The sequence below is a fragment of the Microbulbifer sp. SE14 genome, assembly GCF_059834885.1.
The window spans coordinates 13629-28633 of sequence record NZ_JCBAJA010000025.1 but is presented as its reverse complement, the minus strand read 5'-3'; the positions used below and the strand labels follow the sequence as shown (position 1 = coordinate 28633).

At 62.1% G+C, this 15005-nt stretch carries 12 protein-coding genes; 10 read left to right on the top strand and 2 right to left on the bottom strand.

Annotation, left to right across the window (positions count from 1 at the left end; all coding sequences use genetic code 11):
• Positions 1 to 66: 66 nt before the first annotated feature.
• Entirely contained in the window at positions 67 to 2697 is a 2631-nt protein-coding gene (locus tag AC6R19_RS16605; RefSeq protein ID WP_500581017.1) for a TonB-dependent receptor domain-containing protein, read from the top strand.
• 103 nt (positions 2698 to 2800) lie between these two features.
• Here AC6R19_RS16605 and AC6R19_RS16600 read toward each other — a convergent pair whose 3' ends face one another.
• Both AC6R19_RS16600 and AC6R19_RS16595 read right to left on the bottom strand, forming a co-directional pair.
• Positions 2801 to 3448 (bottom strand): cysteine hydrolase family protein, encoded by a 648-nt coding sequence (locus tag AC6R19_RS16600; RefSeq protein ID WP_500580971.1) that lies wholly within the window; start codon positions 3446 to 3448, stop codon positions 2801 to 2803.
• 234 nt (positions 3449 to 3682) lie between these two features.
• The gene (locus tag AC6R19_RS16595; protein WP_500581016.1) at positions 3683 to 5305 is read right to left on the bottom strand and encodes an electron transfer flavoprotein-ubiquinone oxidoreductase; all 1623 of its coding nucleotides are present in this window, start codon (positions 5303 to 5305) and stop codon (positions 3683 to 3685) included.
• A gap of 475 nt (positions 5306 to 5780) precedes the next feature.
• Between AC6R19_RS16595 and AC6R19_RS16590 the strand changes: the two genes are divergently transcribed.
• The 9 genes from AC6R19_RS16590 to gspI all read left to right on the top strand — a co-directional run bounded on the left by AC6R19_RS16590 (position 5781) and on the right by gspI (position 14995).
• On the top strand, positions 5781 to 6530 hold the full coding sequence (locus AC6R19_RS16590) for an electron transfer flavoprotein subunit beta/FixA family protein (protein WP_500580970.1): 750 nt from the start codon (positions 5781 to 5783) through the stop codon (positions 6528 to 6530).
• Positions 6530 to 7459: an electron transfer flavoprotein subunit alpha/FixB family protein gene (locus AC6R19_RS16585; RefSeq protein WP_500580969.1), complete on the top strand. Its 930-nt coding sequence runs from the start codon at positions 6530 to 6532 to the stop codon at positions 7457 to 7459. Before AC6R19_RS16590 ends, AC6R19_RS16585 begins: the two co-directional genes overlap by 1 nt.
• Positions 7460 to 7688: 229 nt before the next feature.
• Entirely contained in the window at positions 7689 to 8372 is a 684-nt protein-coding gene (locus tag AC6R19_RS16580) for a type II secretion system protein N (RefSeq protein WP_500580968.1), read from the top strand.
• A gap of 62 nt (positions 8373 to 8434) precedes the next feature.
• Positions 8435 to 10426 carry a type II secretion system secretin GspD gene (gene gspD / locus AC6R19_RS16575; RefSeq protein WP_500580967.1) on the top strand — a complete coding sequence of 664 codons (1992 nt, stop codon included), beginning with the start codon at positions 8435 to 8437 and terminating at the stop codon, positions 10424 to 10426.
• On the top strand, positions 10426 to 11910 hold the full coding sequence (gspE, locus tag AC6R19_RS16570) for a type II secretion system ATPase GspE (protein WP_500580966.1): 1485 nt from the start codon (positions 10426 to 10428) through the stop codon (positions 11908 to 11910). Before gspD ends, gspE begins: the two co-directional genes overlap by 1 nt.
• 2 nt (positions 11911 to 11912) lie before the next feature.
• The gene (gene gspF, locus AC6R19_RS16565) at positions 11913 to 13130 is read left to right on the top strand and encodes a type II secretion system inner membrane protein GspF (RefSeq protein ID WP_500580965.1); all 1218 of its coding nucleotides are present in this window, start codon (positions 11913 to 11915) and stop codon (positions 13128 to 13130) included.
• Positions 13131 to 13177: 47 nt separating this feature from the next.
• Positions 13178 to 13606 (top strand): type II secretion system major pseudopilin GspG, encoded by a 429-nt coding sequence (gene gspG / locus AC6R19_RS16560; RefSeq protein ID WP_500580964.1) that lies wholly within the window; start codon positions 13178 to 13180, stop codon positions 13604 to 13606.
• Between the two features lie 170 nt (positions 13607 to 13776).
• A complete protein-coding gene (gene gspH, locus AC6R19_RS16555) occupies positions 13777 to 14424 on the top strand; it encodes a type II secretion system minor pseudopilin GspH (protein ID WP_500580963.1) in 648 nt (215 codons plus the stop codon).
• Positions 14425 to 14581: 157 nt separating this feature from the next.
• Positions 14582 to 14995 (top strand): type II secretion system minor pseudopilin GspI, encoded by a 414-nt coding sequence (gene gspI, locus AC6R19_RS16550; protein WP_500580962.1) that lies wholly within the window; start codon positions 14582 to 14584, stop codon positions 14993 to 14995.
• Positions 14996 to 15005 lie beyond the last annotated feature (10 nt).

The window sequence follows — 15005 nt, the reverse complement described above, 5'->3', positions numbered from 1 at the left end:
GCGCCGCTGGTACTGGCTATTGCCACGGCCTCCACAATAGCTCCGCAGGTTTGGGCTCAAGTGGAAATGGACGATGTCCAGCCGCAAGCCCAGCAAATCGAAGAAGTAATGGTTCAGGGGCGTTTGCAGAGTGCTGCAGAAACGCTGGTCAGTGAGCGCTTGGAAGAGGAAGTGGTCACCGATATTCTCGGTTCTGAGATGATCGGACGCGTTGGCGATTCGACCGTGGCTGCAGCTCTGCGCCGCGTGTCCGGGCTGTCTCTGGTCAATGACAAATTTGTGTATGTGCGCGGTTTGGGCGAACGCTATTCAAGCACCACGCTGAATGGTGCTACTGTGCCGTCCCCGGATCTGACCCGCAATGTGATACCACTGGACCTCTTCCCCACCTCTGTAGTGGAGTCCCTGGCGGTGCAGAAGAGCTACTCCGCCGACCAGGCTGCCAGCTTCGGTGGCGGCAACGTGGATATCCGCACCAGGGGAATCCCCGAGAGTCTCACCTACTCCATTGAGATGGGGGGCGGATTCAACAGCGAAACCGGCGGTGATGTGCTGACCTATAAAGGCGGCGACGATGACACTTTCGGCACCGACGACGGTACCCGCGCCCTGTCTGGCGGCATCAAAGCCGCCATGCAGCGCTTCAAGGGTGACCTGAGTGTGTCGGGCATTCGCAAGACACTGATCGCAGAAGGCAACGAGTTCGCCACAGAACAAGAAGCTCAGGCGGCGGCCCAGGCGCTGAACCGTGAGCTGGCGCTGAACCTGAACCGGGATGTCGCCGTCGAGAAGGAATCCTTCGATCCCGACTATGATGTCAAGGGCAGCGTCGGCAACCGCTTCTACTTCGGTGACCAGTGGGAGCTGGGCTTCCTGGCCGGCGGCTCCTACAAGAGCAAGTGGCGGGAAACGGAGCGCATCAAGCGCAGTCACGGTTTCCCGGAAGAGCGCACCGACACCCGTAACGAATCCACCTATGCGGTGGATATCAGCGGCAACCTGAACCTGGGTTTACGCTTCGCCGACGAGCACGAGCTGGAGTCCACCAGCCTGTTCCTGCGCAACACCGACGACGAAACCTCCATCAGTGATTACTTCAACGAAAACCGCCAGATCTCCGATGGGCGCGGCTTCCGCGAGTACGCGCTGAAATATGAAGAGCGGGAAATGCAGGTCAACCAGTTCAAGGGCAGCCACTCCCTCGGCCCCCAAACCAAGAGGTTGATTCCCGCTGGCATGCTGGACTGGGTACCGGAAGAGCTGCGGGTCGACTGGTTCTATACGGATGCTGCGGCTACCACGGATATCCCCAATGAAGTCAATGTGTACGCGGATAACATCACCGATCCGTCCACCGGCGAGACCATCAGCTCAACCGTGAGTACCGGTTCCCGCAGTGCGGACTTCCGCTTTACGGAACTGGAAGACGAGGTGCGTAACTACGGCTGGTCCGCCAGCCTGCCGCTGGAATTTTCAACCTCAAGCCTCGAACTGAGCGGCGGTTTTGCCCGTACGGAAAAGGGGCGTACTTACAAGCAGACTCAGTTGCGCCTGGATATTTTCGATGTCGTGGACGACTCCATCCTCGGCGGCCCATTGGACCAGGTGTTCGGCGATGAGAATATCACCAATGCGGACAATGACTTCGCGTTCGATCGTGCCGGTAGTAACAAGCAGAGTTATATCGCAGCCACGCTGACCGATGCAGTGTTCGGTAAGTTTGACTGGACCTGGAACGAAACCTGGCGCCTGTCCGCCGGTGCACGCTGGGAGGATTACAACCAGGTGGCGCTGGAGTGGAATCCCTACGGTTATACGCCGGCCGATCCACAGATTCCGACCGATCCGGAGGAGCTGGCGGAGGCGGTTTACGCGCAGGATGACATTTACCCGTCGCTGTCCCTGACTTACATGGGTTCCCTGTGGGCGGAGACATTCCAGCTTCGTTTCGGCGCGTCTAAGACTGCTGTGCGTCCGGATCTGCGTGAGATTACCGATGCTATCTACATCGACCCGATCACCGATGAGCAGGTTAAGGGTAATGCCAATGTGCGTCCTTCGGAGGTCGATAACTACGATATCCGCGGCGAGTGGTTCTTCGACAGCGGGGACAGCCTCACAATCTCTGCCTTCTACAAGGAAATTACCGATCCGATCGAGTTCTTCCAGGCGGCTACCAGTGATACCAACCAGCTCCGCGAAATTATCAACGCCGAATCCGGTGAGATTACCGGTGTCGAGATTGAGGGCATGAAAAACCTCGGTTTCATGGGCGGCTTGATGGAGAGCTTCTTCGTACAGGGCAACCTGACGCTGCAGGATTCCGAGCTGGTCGCTGGTGTAGAGGCGGACGCGCCGACCAACCCGGTGCGCGAAATGAGTGGTGCTTCGGAGTATGTGGTGAACATGCTGCTGGGCTTCGACAGTCCCGATGGCAATCACTCCGCAACCTTGGGTTACAACGTGTTCGGCGAGCGTCTGTATCTGGCCGGCCGCAATGGCGCCCCGGACGCTTTCGAGCAGCCGTTCCACTCTCTAGACTTGACCTACTCCTGGTACCCGACCGAAGAGATTACCCTCAAGGCCAAGATGCAGAACCTGCTGAACGAGGCAATAGAAATCGAGCGCAGTGACGTGATCGTCTTCGAAGAGAAGCCGGGACAGTCCTTCGCACTGAGCGCCCAATACAAATTCTAAATAGAATGACTCAGGATCAATAAATTCCTAACAAAAGGGATCTGCTGAAACCGGATGCTGGCAACAGTATCCGGTTTTTTATTTGTGAGTTTCCATGGAGTGGTCACCAGTAGCCAGTCTGCTTCTGTACCGAACGGATGTGCTGTTCGAGATCTTCCAGCAATTCCGGGGTTCTCACTATTTCACAAAAGCGGCCATCGATACGATTGACGCAGTCCTGCTGGATGGCATCGCTGGCCGTGGCGGTGGCGTCCTCGATCAGCATCGGGCAGTAACCGAAGTCCGCCGCCGCGCGGATGGTGGATTCCACGGCGACATCGGTAAAAACACCGCAGCAGTAGAGCTGCGCTATTCCCAGGCGGGAGAGGAGGGCGTGGATATCGGTGTTGCCGAAGGGGCCGGCGGCTGTCTTGTTGATGACCAGGTCGCCGTCCTGGGGCGCGACTGCCTCGATGAATACCGCCTCTCGCGAGTCGGGCGGGCAGTGCAGGTCGAGCTTCTTGTGATAGTAGGTGCGGTCGCGGCCGTCTTTGGTCTGGGACATGACCCGAATATGGATCACCTCCAGGCCCTTGTCGCGAAACAGCGCCTGCAGCTTCTGCACATTGGGCAGCACCAGCTTTTCCAGCCGTTCGAAGTAGTATTCCTCTCCCTCCTCGCCGAAGGCGCTGTATCCGGGGTCGGCGAAGACGCCGCAGCCGCGGGCGGCATCCAGGTATTGCAGGTCGATACAGAGTAGGGCGGATTTCATGGCCGGTCTTCCGTTGTGCTGACCGGTGGAAGCTTAGTCTGGGAATTCGCTGGCGGCCAAAACTGCGGTTGGTGGATGCGCCCGGCGTGGACTCGCTTAGAGCTTGTCCACCCTACAGGTACTGAAAGCCCGTAGGTTGGGGTGAGCGCAGCGAACCCCAACATGTCGCGGCCGGCCCTGGCGTTGGGCTTCGTTACACTCAGCCCAACCTGCGCATTTTCCCGAGCCCCGAATTTACATATTCGGGTAGTTGGGACCGCCGCCACCTTCCGGGGCCACCCAGACGATATTCTGGGTCGGGTCCTTGATGTCACAGGTCTTGCAGTGCACACAGTTCTGGGCGTTGATCTGGAAGCGCAGCTTGCCGGCCTCCTCAACCACCTCGTAGACGGCGGCGGGGCAGTAGCGCTGGGCCGGCTCGTCGTAGATCGGCAGGTTGTGGTTCAGGGGTATCTCGTCGTCCTTCAGGGTCAGGTGACAGGGCTGGTCTTCCTCGTGGTTGGTGTTGGAGATGAACACCGAGGACAGCTTGTCGAAGCTGAGCACGCCGTCGGGCTTCGGGTAGTCGATCTTCTTGCAGTCCGCCGCCGGCTTCAGCTGAGCGTGGTCGGCCTTGCTGTCGCTCAGGGTCCAGGGCAGCTTGCCCTGGAAGATATTGATGTCGATAAAGGCGTAGGCGGAGCCGAGGATATTGCCCCACTTGTGCTGGGCCGGGCCGAAGTTGCGCTGCTTGTGCAGTTCCTTCCAGGCCCAGCTGTCGCGATACTTGGCGGTATATTCGGTCAGCTCGTCGTTGGCGCGCTCCGCCTTCAGGGCCTCGGCGATGCTCTCGGCGGCGATCATGCCGGATTTCATCGCGGTGTGGTTGCCCTTGATCTTGGCGAAGTTGAGGGTGCCGGCGTTGTCGCCGATCAGCAGGCCGCCGGGGAAGGTCATCTTCGGCTGGGACTGCAGACCGCCCTTGGTGATGGCGCGGGCGCCGTAGGCCACGCGCTGGCCGCCCTCCAGGTACTGCTTGATCACCGGGTGGTGCTTGTAGCGCTGGAACTCGTCGAAGGGGCTGACGTGGGGGTTGCTGTAGGCCAGGTCGGTGATCAGGCCGACGACCACCTGGTTGTCCTCCAGGTGATAGAGGAAGCCGCCGCCGTGGGAGCCACTTTCGTCCAGGGGCCAGCCGGCGGTGTGCACCACCAGGCCCTGCTGGTGCTTGTCGTCGCTGACCTTCCAGATTTCCTTGATGCCGATGCCGTAATGCTGCGGGTCCACGCCCTCGTCGAGCTTGAAGCGTTCGATCAGCTGCTTGCCCAGGTGGCCGCGGCAGCCCTCGGCGAAGAGGGTGTACTTGGCGTGCAGCTCCATGCCGGGCATATAGGAGTCTTTGTGGGAGCCGTCGGCGGCCACGCCCATGTCGCCGGTGGCGATGCCTTTGACGGAGCCGTCTTCGTTGTAGAGCACTTCGGCGGCGGCGAAGCCGGGGAAGATCTCCACGCCCAGGTTCTCGGCCTGTTCCGCCAGCCAGCGGCACAGGTTGCCGAGGCTGATGATGTAGTTGCCTTCGTTGTGCATGGTGCTGGGCACAAAGAAGTTGGGTACGCGGGTGGCTTTTTCGGCGCTGCCCATCACGTAGATGTCGTCGCCTTTGACTTGTGTATTGAGGGGGGCACCGCGGTCTTTCCAGTCCGGGAAGAGTTCGTTCAGGGCGGTGGGCTCGAATACCGCGCCGGAGAGGATATGGGCGCCGACCTCGGAGCCTTTCTCCACCACGCACACGGAGATGTCTTCATTGAGCTGGCGAATACGGCAGGCCGCCGCCAGGCCGGCGGGGCCGGCACCCACGATCACTACATCGTATTCCATTGATTCGCGTTCCACGGCGCTCTCCTCTTTATTTGTAGATCCCAAGTGGCGTTGTTCGCGCTCTCGGGCGGCCCTGCTGCCGGGAGCTGTTCGCGGCTTCAGGGTCTTCGCATCGGCTATCGTTTATTCTGTCCGAGTCCCGAGTCCCGAGTCCCGAGTCCCGGCTATAGCATTGGCCGCGAAGTATATAGCGATTCAAACAGCCCTACCAATTGCAGGACTATTCAATTGCCCTGGCAAATACGCTGTATTTCAATGGCTTAGGGATGCTGAATAGCCGATCCTTATGCCTGGAAATAGATTTGCTGAATGGCAGTCGGCTCGTCCATTTGGCTATTGATTTTGCTCTATAGAAGGGCCAACATACACGCCGTTCAAACAAGTGTTTGACTATTTGACCAGAAAACCCTAGTCGTTCGCGATTGTGAACTGTCAGTCGCGGCGCCCTGAAAAGCTTATTTAAGACGGGATTTCCATGAAAGTTCTTGTAGCTGTGAAACGCGTTGTGGACTTCAACGTCAAGGTTCGCCCCAAGGCGGATGGCTCTGACGTCGATACTGCCAACGTAAAAATGTCTATCAACCCCTTCTGCGAAATTGCCGTGGAAGAGGCGGTACGCTTGAAGGAGAAAGGCGTTGTCAGCGAGATAGTCGCCGTTTCCATGGGCCCCAAGCAGTGCCAGGAGCAGATCCGCACCGCGCTGGCGCTGGGCGCCGACCGCGGCATTCTGGTCGAGACCGACGCCGAGCTGCAGCCGCTGGCGGTGGCCAAGTGCCTGAAGGCGATCGTCGAGAAGGAAGAGCCGCAGATGGTGATCATGGGCAAGCAGTCCATCGACGGCGACAACAACCAGACCGGCCAGATGCTGGGCGCGCTGACCGGCATGGGGCAGGGTACCTTCGCCTCCGAGGTGGTGGTAGAGGGTGAGTCCGTGAAAGTGACCCGCGAGGTCGACGGCGGCCTGCAGACCGTTGAGCTGAAGCTGCCGGCCATCGTCACCACCGACCTGCGCCTGAACGAGCCGCGCTACGCTTCCCTGCCGAACATCATGAAGGCGAAGAAGAAGCCGCTGGATACCACCACCCCGGACGAGCTGGGAGTGGACATTACACCGCGCACCAAGACCCTGAAGGTCGAGCCGCCGGCTGAGCGCAAGGCGGGCGTGAAGGTTGCCGATGTGGCGGAACTGGTAGAGAAACTGAAGAACGAGGCGAAGGTAATCTGATGAGCATTCTGGTTATTGCGGAACACGACAACGCCGAAATCAAGGGCGCCACGCTCAATACCATCGCCGCGGCCAAGGCCATCGGTGGCGATATCCACCTGCTGGTAGCCGGTGCCGGCTGCGGTGCGGCCGGGGAAGCCGCCGCCAGGATCGACGGCGTGGCCAAGGTGCTGGTGGCGGACAACGCCGCCTACGAGCACCAACTGGCGGAGAATGTGGCCAAGCTGGTCGCGGACCTGGGCAAGGACTACAGCCACATCCTGGCCCCGGCCACTACCACCGGCAAGAACATGCTGCCGCGCGCGGCGGCGCTGCTGGACGTGCAGCCCATCTCCGACATCATCGCCGTCGAGAGCGCGGACACCTTCAAGCGCCCGATCTATGCCGGCAACGTGATTGCGACCGTGCAGAGTTCCGACGCCATCAAGGTCATTACCGTACGCACCACCGCGTTCGACGCCGTGGCGGCAGAGGGCGGCAGCGCCGCGGTGGAAACCGTGGATATCGCCGACGACGCCGGTGTTTCCTCCTTCGTCGGTGAGGAACTGGCCAAATCCGACCGCCCGGAACTGACCTCCGCCAAGGTGGTGATCTCCGGCGGTCGCGGCATGCAGAACGGCGAGAACTTCGAGATGCTGTACAAGCTGGCGGACAAGCTGGGTGCCGCTGTGGGCGCCTCCCGCGCCGCGGTGGATGCGGGCTTCGTGCCCAACGACATGCAGGTGGGCCAGACCGGCAAGATTGTCGCCCCGGACCTGTACATCGCCGTGGGTATCTCCGGTGCCATCCAGCACCTGGCGGGCATGAAGGACTCCAAGGTGATCGTGGCCATCAACAAGGACGAGGAGGCGCCGATCTTCTCCGTGGCCGACTATGGCCTGGTGGCGGATCTGTTCGATGCCGTGCCGGAGCTTGAAACAAAGTTGTAATTATCGATTAATATACTGATCGACACTGGAAAGGGCGGCATTAGGCCGCCCTTTCTTTATGTGTTTGCAGGAAAGGCCCGGAACTGGTCGATTTGGCTGTGAATGAGCAAATTTTATGCAGTATCATGCGCCAACCCCGGAACATTGCCTTTCCAGGGATGACGAAAGACAATAGCCATCAATAATTGATAAATTCAGTCAATCGTTGAACTGATACACAGGTTTGTACATGTCCGCAGTAAAGCGAGCCGTAGGGTCCATCGGTGCCAGATTCGCACCGGGCGAGTCGCGCAAGCCGTTGCCGCGCAGCGCCGTGGCCTCCATTGCCGTGGGCGTTGGCTGGCTGTCAGTCAACCTGTTGGCCTATGGTTCCCTGCTGCTGCCCGGCGGAGAGGAGGAGTCCCTGCTCGCCGAGCGCAGCAGCGCCCCCCGCGCCCAGCGGGCGGTTTCACTGCCGAATACCCCCTTCTTCGGCGTAGCGCCGGTCAAGACCGTCGACAAGCAGCCCGAGGTGGACCTCGCCAATATCCCGATTACCCAACTCAACCTGGTGCTGTCCGGCGTGCTCGACAACAGCAGCAAGGACAAGGCCAGCGCCCTGGTGGCGGAGAAGGGCAAGCCGGCGCAGCGGATCTATATCGGCGATACGCTCCCCGGCGGCGCCGAACTCTACTCGGTGGCGGTGGATCACATAGTCCTGCGCCGCAACGGCAAGATGGAAAAGCTGACCTACCCGGACGAGGACGGCCGCCCCAGCGTACCGCTGCAGAAGTACACCAATTATGCCCGCCAGGCGGCGGAAGTCAGCGCTGCCAGCGCCGCAGATCGCTCGGAGAAGCAGCAGTCGATCCGCGAGCGCCTGGAGGAACTGCGCGCCCTGGCGCGGGAGCGCCGCGCCGAACGCAGGAACTGATCACAAGAATCTTTTGCCAAGACCATTTTTGAATTCACGAAATTAAAAGAGCCAGACAAATAATGAAGAGGATGTTTTATCAGCGGCTGCTCGCAGTCAGCCTGGGTTTGTTGATAGGGACTTCAGTACTGGCTCAGGCCCCGGAAAGGGTCACTCTCTCCCTCGATAACGCCGACATCCGCGACCTCATCAACTGGGCGGCGGATTTCACCGGCAAGAACATCATTGTGCACCCGAATGTGAAGGGCAAGGTCACGGTGGTCGCCGGCGACCCCATGACCCACGAAGAGGCCTTCGACGTCTTCATGTCGGTGCTGCAGGTCAACGGCTTCAGCCTGGTGGAGCAGGGTGGCACCTGGAAGGTGGTGCCGGATGCCCTGGCCAAGCAGCAGGCCATCCCTGTGGCGGACGAGCAGACCCGCGCCCCGGCGGAATCCCTGGTGGTGCGCACCGTGCGGGTGGAGAACATCTCCGCCGCGCAGCTGATCGCCATGCTGCGCCCGCTGATCCCCCAGACCGGCCACCTGGCCGCCTACGCGGACACCAATACCCTGATAATCGCCGACCGCGCGGCCAACATCGACCAGATAGTGCGCCTGGTGAAGCAGCTGGACCGAGCCGGCGCCATCGACATCGAGCTGGTGCCGCTGCAGTTCGCCTCCGCCAAGGAGGTCAAACAGGTGCTGAGCGAGCTGCTGCAGTCTGGCGGCAAGGGCGGCGCGCCCGGCAGTGAGGTGCAGCCGCTGCGCATCGCCGTGGACGAGCGTTCCAACAGCGTGCTGCTGACCGGCGACCCGGTGACCCGCCAGCAACTGAAGAATGTGATCCGCCGCCTCGACCAGCCGCTGTCCGGCGAGGGCAACACCGCGGTGATCTATGTGCAGTACGCCAACGCCGCGGACCTGAAGCCGATCCTGGAGGGGATGAGCGGCAGTATCCAGAAGACCGAGAAGGACCAGCAGGTCGCAGACGTCGAGGTGAGCATCCAGGTCAACGAGTCACTGAACTCCCTGGTTCTGACGGCGCCGCCGTCGCTGCTGCAGACCATGAAAGAGGTGATCGCCAAGCTGGACGTGCGCCGTGCCCAGGTGCTGATCGAGGCGATTATCGTCGAGGTGACCGAGGGTACCGGCAACGAACTGGGCATCAGCTGGATCGCCGGCGCCAACGAAGACGTTGTGGCGGGCTGGGATAACCGACCAGCCACCAGCAGTATCGACGAGGACGGCAATCTGGTCACCGATACCCTGAACCCTTTCTCCCTGCCGCTTGAGAGCCTGACTGGTGCGGGGGCGCTGCACCTTGGGTACCTGAGTGGCACCGATATCCGCGTTGCTATCAATGCCATCGCCTCGGAGAGCAACGCCAATATCCTGTCCACGCCCACGATCATGGCGCTGGACAACGAGGAAGCGGAGATACTGGTGGGCCAGAATGTGCCCTTCGTCACCGGTGAACAGCTGCTGTCCGGTAGCAACAACGATCCCTTTACCACCATCCAGCGCGAGGATGTGGGTACCGAACTCAAGGTGACTCCGCGGGTCAACAACAACAACTCGGTGACCCTGGAAATCGAGCAGAAGGTGGAGAACGTACTGCCCACCACCGAAGGTGCGGTGGATATCGTGACCAGCAAGCGCGAGATCCGCACCAAGGTGCTGATCGACGATGGCGCCATACTGGTGCTCGGTGGCCTGATCGAGGACAAGGTTACTGAAACCAACTCCAAGGTGCCGCTGTTGGGCGATATCCCGGGGATTGGCCGCCTGTTCCGCAATAGCAGGAAGGAGGTTACCAAGACCAACCTGATGGTATTCCTGCGCCCGAAGATCCTCAGCACCCAGGTGGCCGGCTACGAGGAAACCCGCAAGCGCTATTTCGACCTGCAGGAGAAACAGATTCACCTGAAAGACAGGACCAGCCTGATCTGGGATTGGCACCGCGGCGAGGTGTTGCCGGATCTGCTGCCCCCCACCGGCAGCTACGATGAGGGTGACGATGGGGACGACGGCGCGCCGGTCAAGGTACTCGAGGCGGAAGTGGACGGAAAATGATGGCCGAAGCGGTAGAGACAACAGCGATGGTGCGGCGCCTGCCCTACGCCTTCGCCAAGCGCCACCGGGTGCTGCTGGTCGACCTGGACGGCAAGCCGCGCTGCCAGTATGTGGCGCCGCTGAACCCCACGGTGCTGGCGGAAGTGCAGCGCCTCAGCGGCTGCCCGGTGGATATAGAGGCGGTGGAAGAGGGGGCCTTCCAGGCGGCCCTGCAGCGCCTGTACGAAAACCGCGAGGGCGGCAACCTGTCGGACGTCGAGGGCCTGGGCGAGGAGCTGGACCTGGCCGCGATCGTCGATTCCCTGCCGGAGACAGAGGACCTGCTGGAACAGGAAGACGACGCCCCCATCGTCAAGCTGATCAACGCCATCTTCGCCGAGTCCCTGAAGCAGGGCGCCTCGGATATCCATATCGAGACCTTCGAGAAGCGGCTGGTGGTGCGTTTCCGCGTCGACGGCGTGCTGCGCGAAGTGCTGGAACCGCGCCGCGCCCTGGCGCCGCTGCTGGTCTCCCGCATCAAGGTGATGGCCAAGCTGGACATCGCCGAGAAGCGCGTGCCCCAGGACGGCCGCATCTCCCTGCTGATGGCCGGCCGCGAAGTGGATGTGCGTGTGTCCACCATGCCGTCCTCCGCCGGCGAGCGGGTGGTGATGCGCCTGCTGGACAAGCAGGCGGGCAAGATGGACCTGACCAGGCTGGGCATGGCGGACAGCGACCTGCGAGTGATGACCGAGCTGCTGTCGCGCCCCCACGGCATTCTGCTGGTCACCGGCCCCACCGGTTCGGGCAAGACGACCACCCTCTACGCCGGCCTCGGCAGCATCAACAACCGCGAGAAGAATATCCTCACGGTCGAGGACCCGGTGGAATACAACCTGGAGGGTGTCGGCCAGACCCAGGTGAACACCAAGGCGGATATGACCTTCGCCCGCGGCCTGCGCGCGATACTGCGCCAGGATCCGGACGTGGTGATGGTGGGCGAGATCCGCGACCTGGAGACGATGCAGATCGCCATCCAGGCCAGTCTGACCGGCCACCTGGTGCTCTCCACCCTGCACACCAACACCGCCCTGGGCGCCGTGACGCGCCTGGTGGATATGGGCATCGAACCTTTCCTGCTGTCGTCCAGCCTGATTGGCGTACTGGCCCAACGCCTGGTGCGTGTCCTTTGTCCGGAGTGCAAACAGCCCCATGCTGCCGACGAAGCTGAGTGTCGCCTGCTGGGTGTTGAGCAGGCCGTTATCCACCGACCTGGCGGCTGCGACCACTGCAGCCACAGCGGTTATGTGGGCCGGGTGGGTATCTACGAGCTGGTGCCTGTCAACGACGTCATGCGCCAGCTGATCCACGACCGCGCCTCCGAGAGCAAGCTGGTGGCCGAGGCGCGCAAGGTAGCGCCCAGCATCCGCGAGGACGGCGTGGCCAAGGTACTGGCCGGGGTGACTTCACTGGAAGAAGTGTTGCGCGTTACGCAGGAGTCCTGACCGTGGCGGCATTTGAATACACAGCCCTGAGCGATTCCGGCCGCAAGAGCCGCGGCACCCTGGAGGCCGACAGCGCCCGCGCCGCGCGGCAGCAGCTGCGCGCCAAGGGAATGGTGCCGCTGGAGGTGGCGCCGGCCACCGAATCGGCCGCCGAGGGCGGTGCCCGCCTGTTTTCCGGCAGCCCCGGCCTCAGCATCAAGCACCTGGCCCTGCTGACCCGCCAGATCGCCACACTGCTGCGCGCCGGCATCCCGCTGGAGGAGACCCTCGGCGCCATCGCCAACCAGACCCGCAACCACAAGATCCGCCGCATCGTGCTGGCGGTGCGGGGCAAGGTGCTGGAGGGGCACAGCTTCGCCCAGGCCCTGGGCAGCTTCCCGCGCGCCTTCCCCAAACTCTACCGCGCCACCGTGGAGGCGGGTGAGCACTCCGGGCACCTGGACGCGGTGCTGGAGCGCCTCGGCGACTACACCGAGAACCAGCAGAAATTCCGCCAGAAGGTGCAGCTGGCGCTGATCTACCCGGCGGTGCTGGTGTTTATCTGCATCCTGGTGGTGACCGGCCTGATGGTCTACGTGGTGCCGGACGTGATCGAGGTGTTCACCGGCACCGGCCAGGTGCTGCCGCTGCCGACGCGCATCCTGGTGGCGCTGTCCGACTTTATCTCCGCCTGGGGCTGGCTGGTGCCGCCGGCGCTGGCGGCGCTGATATTCGGTGCCATCTTCCTGCTGCGCCGACCGGCGGTGCGCTACCGCTTCCACCACCGGCTGCTGGAGCTGCCGATGATCGGCTGGCTGGTGCGCGGCAGCCAGAGCGCCCGCTACGTGGGCACCCTGGCGATACTGACCGGCAGCAGCGTGCCCCTGGTGCAGGCCATGGGCATCGCCAGCGGGGTGATGAGCAACGAATTCCTCAAGGGCCGGCTGCAGGCAGCGCAGAAATCCGTGCGGGAAGGGGGAAGTTTGCGCAAGGCGCTGGAGGATGTGGAATATTTTCCTCCGATGATGATCTATATGATCGCCAGCGGCGAGTCCTCTGGCACACTGGACGAGATGCTCGGCCGCGCCGCCGAGTCCCAGGAGCAGGATCTGCAGGGGGCGGTGACCGCCTTCGTCAGCCTGTTCGAGCCGGCCATGCTGTTGCTGATGGCCGGTATTGTGTTGTTTATCGTGATGGCCATCATGATGCCCATCATGAGTATGAACCAGCTTGTAGTGTAGGGTGCGCCCTGCGCACCATAGAGAACTGATCCCGGAGGGGTGAAAAAATGAAAAACCTGAAAAAGAGCGGCGGCTTTACGCTGATCGAGATCATGGTGGTGATCGTGATTCTCGGGGTGCTCGGTGCCCTGGTGGTGCCGAACGTGCTTGGGCGCACCGGCGAGGCGCGCATGAAGGCGGCCCAGGTGGACCTGCGCGCCATCGAATCGGCGCTGGACCTGTACCGCATGGACAACTTCGTCTATCCGAGCTCCGACCAGGGCCTCGAGGCGCTGGTGTCCAAGCCCTCCGGCTTCCCGGAGGCCAAGAACTGGAACGAGCCCTACCTGAAGAAATCCCCCAAGGATCCCTGGGGCAATCAGTACCAGTACATCAGCCCGGGCAGCAGCGGCCCCTACGACCTCTTCAGCCTGGGTGCCGACGGCAAGCCGGGCGGCGAGGGCGAGGCGGCGGATATCTTTGTCGCAGATCTCTGAGTTTGACCGAGGTGGCACACCAGCTTGAAGCTCGGGGGCCTGAATTGGCCTCCGGGCAAATCGCTCGGGACGAACAGCCGGGACTCGGGACTCGGGACTCGGGACTCGGGGACGCGAGTAGAGTCCTTCGTGGAATCAGAATTGATGCCCCGCGCAATTGCATCGGTAGAGTGGCAGAGAAAGCCGCTGCACCCGAAGCCGGCACCCCCCGAGTCCCGGTTTTCCATCCCGAGTCCCGAGTCCCGAGTCCCGAGTCCCGTTTTTTCAAGCAGCGCGGCTTCACCCTCATCGAAGTTCTCGTCGTCATCGTCATCATCGCCACTCTCGCGGGCATGGCGGTGCTGTCCCTGGGCAACTCCGGCGCCCGCGCCTGGAGCGGGGAGGTGCAGCGTCTCGCGGCCCTGTTGCAACTGGTCGCGGACAGGGCGCTGATCGACAAGGCCCACTACGGCGTGGTGCTGGAGCCCGACGGCTACAGCGTGGTGCGCTACAACCCCACCGAACTCCAGTGGCAGTCACTGGACGAGGCCGCGGCCAAATCCGTGGCGGCGCGCTTCGTCGCCCACCAACTGCCTGACAATATGCGCCTGGAAGTGCTCGAACAGACGGAACTGCCCGCCGCCGAGGCCACCGAGTTTGCCGCCGGGGAAGACAGCGACGAGCAGCCGGTGCCGCAGTTTGTGGCCCTCTCCAGCGGCGAAGTGCTGCCGGTGGAACTGGCCATGTTCCTGCTCCAGGAGGGCGATATCAGCCGCGGCGCGACCATCTCCTACAGCAGCCTGCACGGGCTGCAGCTCGAGTGGCAGGCCGATGATTGAACGTAAAGACGGGACTCGGGGCTCGGGACTCGGGACGAAATTTCGGGATTCGGGACTCGGGACTCGGGACTCGGGGAGTGCCAGCTTTGGGAGCAGTGGCTTTTTCTGCCACTCTACCGGTATCGGTGCAGTTGCGCGGGGTATAAATTTTGATTTCTTGACGGACTGTGCTCGCATTCCCGAGTCCCGAGTCCCGAGTCCCGAGTCCCGCCAAAGAGGTTTCACCCTGGTCGAGGTGTTGGTCGCGCTGGTGATCTTCGGAGTCGTCGCCGCCAGCGTACTCAAGACGATGCAGGACGGCATTCGCCAGCAGATGGTGATGGAAGAGCGTCTGGCCGCCAATCTGGTGGCGCAACAGGCGCTGGCCGAAGTGCGCCTGCGCAGTCCCTGGCCGCCGCTGGGGGAGAAGACCGAGCGGGTGCCCGTCGGCGAGCGCGAGTGGCAGGTGACCGCCCGCGTCGAGGCCACCAGTGAGGAGCGCATGCGCCGTATCACCATCGAGGTGGCACAGCCGGATGCGGAGTATCCCACCTATACGTTGGATGCCTGGGCTGCGAGGGAAGAAGAGTGATCAGTGGTGA

What these genes read in the sequence shown, in the direction of transcription:
- AC6R19_RS16595 (WP_500581016.1), bottom strand. Translation starts at nt 5,305, where the DNA reads ATGGAATACGATGTAGTGATCGTGGGTGCCGGCCCCGCCGGCCTGGCG.
- gspD (WP_500580967.1), top strand. Translation starts at nt 8,435, where the DNA reads ATGAAGAGGATGTTTTATCAGCGGCTGCTCGCAGTCAGCCTGGGTTTG.
- AC6R19_RS16600 (WP_500580971.1), bottom strand. Translation starts at nt 3,448, where the DNA reads ATGAAATCCGCCCTACTCTGTATCGACCTGCAATACCTGGATGCCGCC.
- AC6R19_RS16580 (WP_500580968.1), top strand. Translation starts at nt 7,689, where the DNA reads ATGTCCGCAGTAAAGCGAGCCGTAGGGTCCATCGGTGCCAGATTCGCA.
- AC6R19_RS16590 (WP_500580970.1), top strand. Translation starts at nt 5,781, where the DNA reads ATGAAAGTTCTTGTAGCTGTGAAACGCGTTGTGGACTTCAACGTCAAG.
- gspE (WP_500580966.1), top strand. Translation starts at nt 10,426, where the DNA reads ATGGCCGAAGCGGTAGAGACAACAGCGATGGTGCGGCGCCTGCCCTAC.
- AC6R19_RS16605 (WP_500581017.1), top strand. Translation starts at nt 67, where the DNA reads ATGGACGATGTCCAGCCGCAAGCCCAGCAAATCGAAGAAGTAATGGTT.
- AC6R19_RS16585 (WP_500580969.1), top strand. Translation starts at nt 6,530, where the DNA reads ATGAGCATTCTGGTTATTGCGGAACACGACAACGCCGAAATCAAGGGC.
- gspG (WP_500580964.1), top strand. Translation starts at nt 13,178, where the DNA reads ATGAAAAACCTGAAAAAGAGCGGCGGCTTTACGCTGATCGAGATCATG.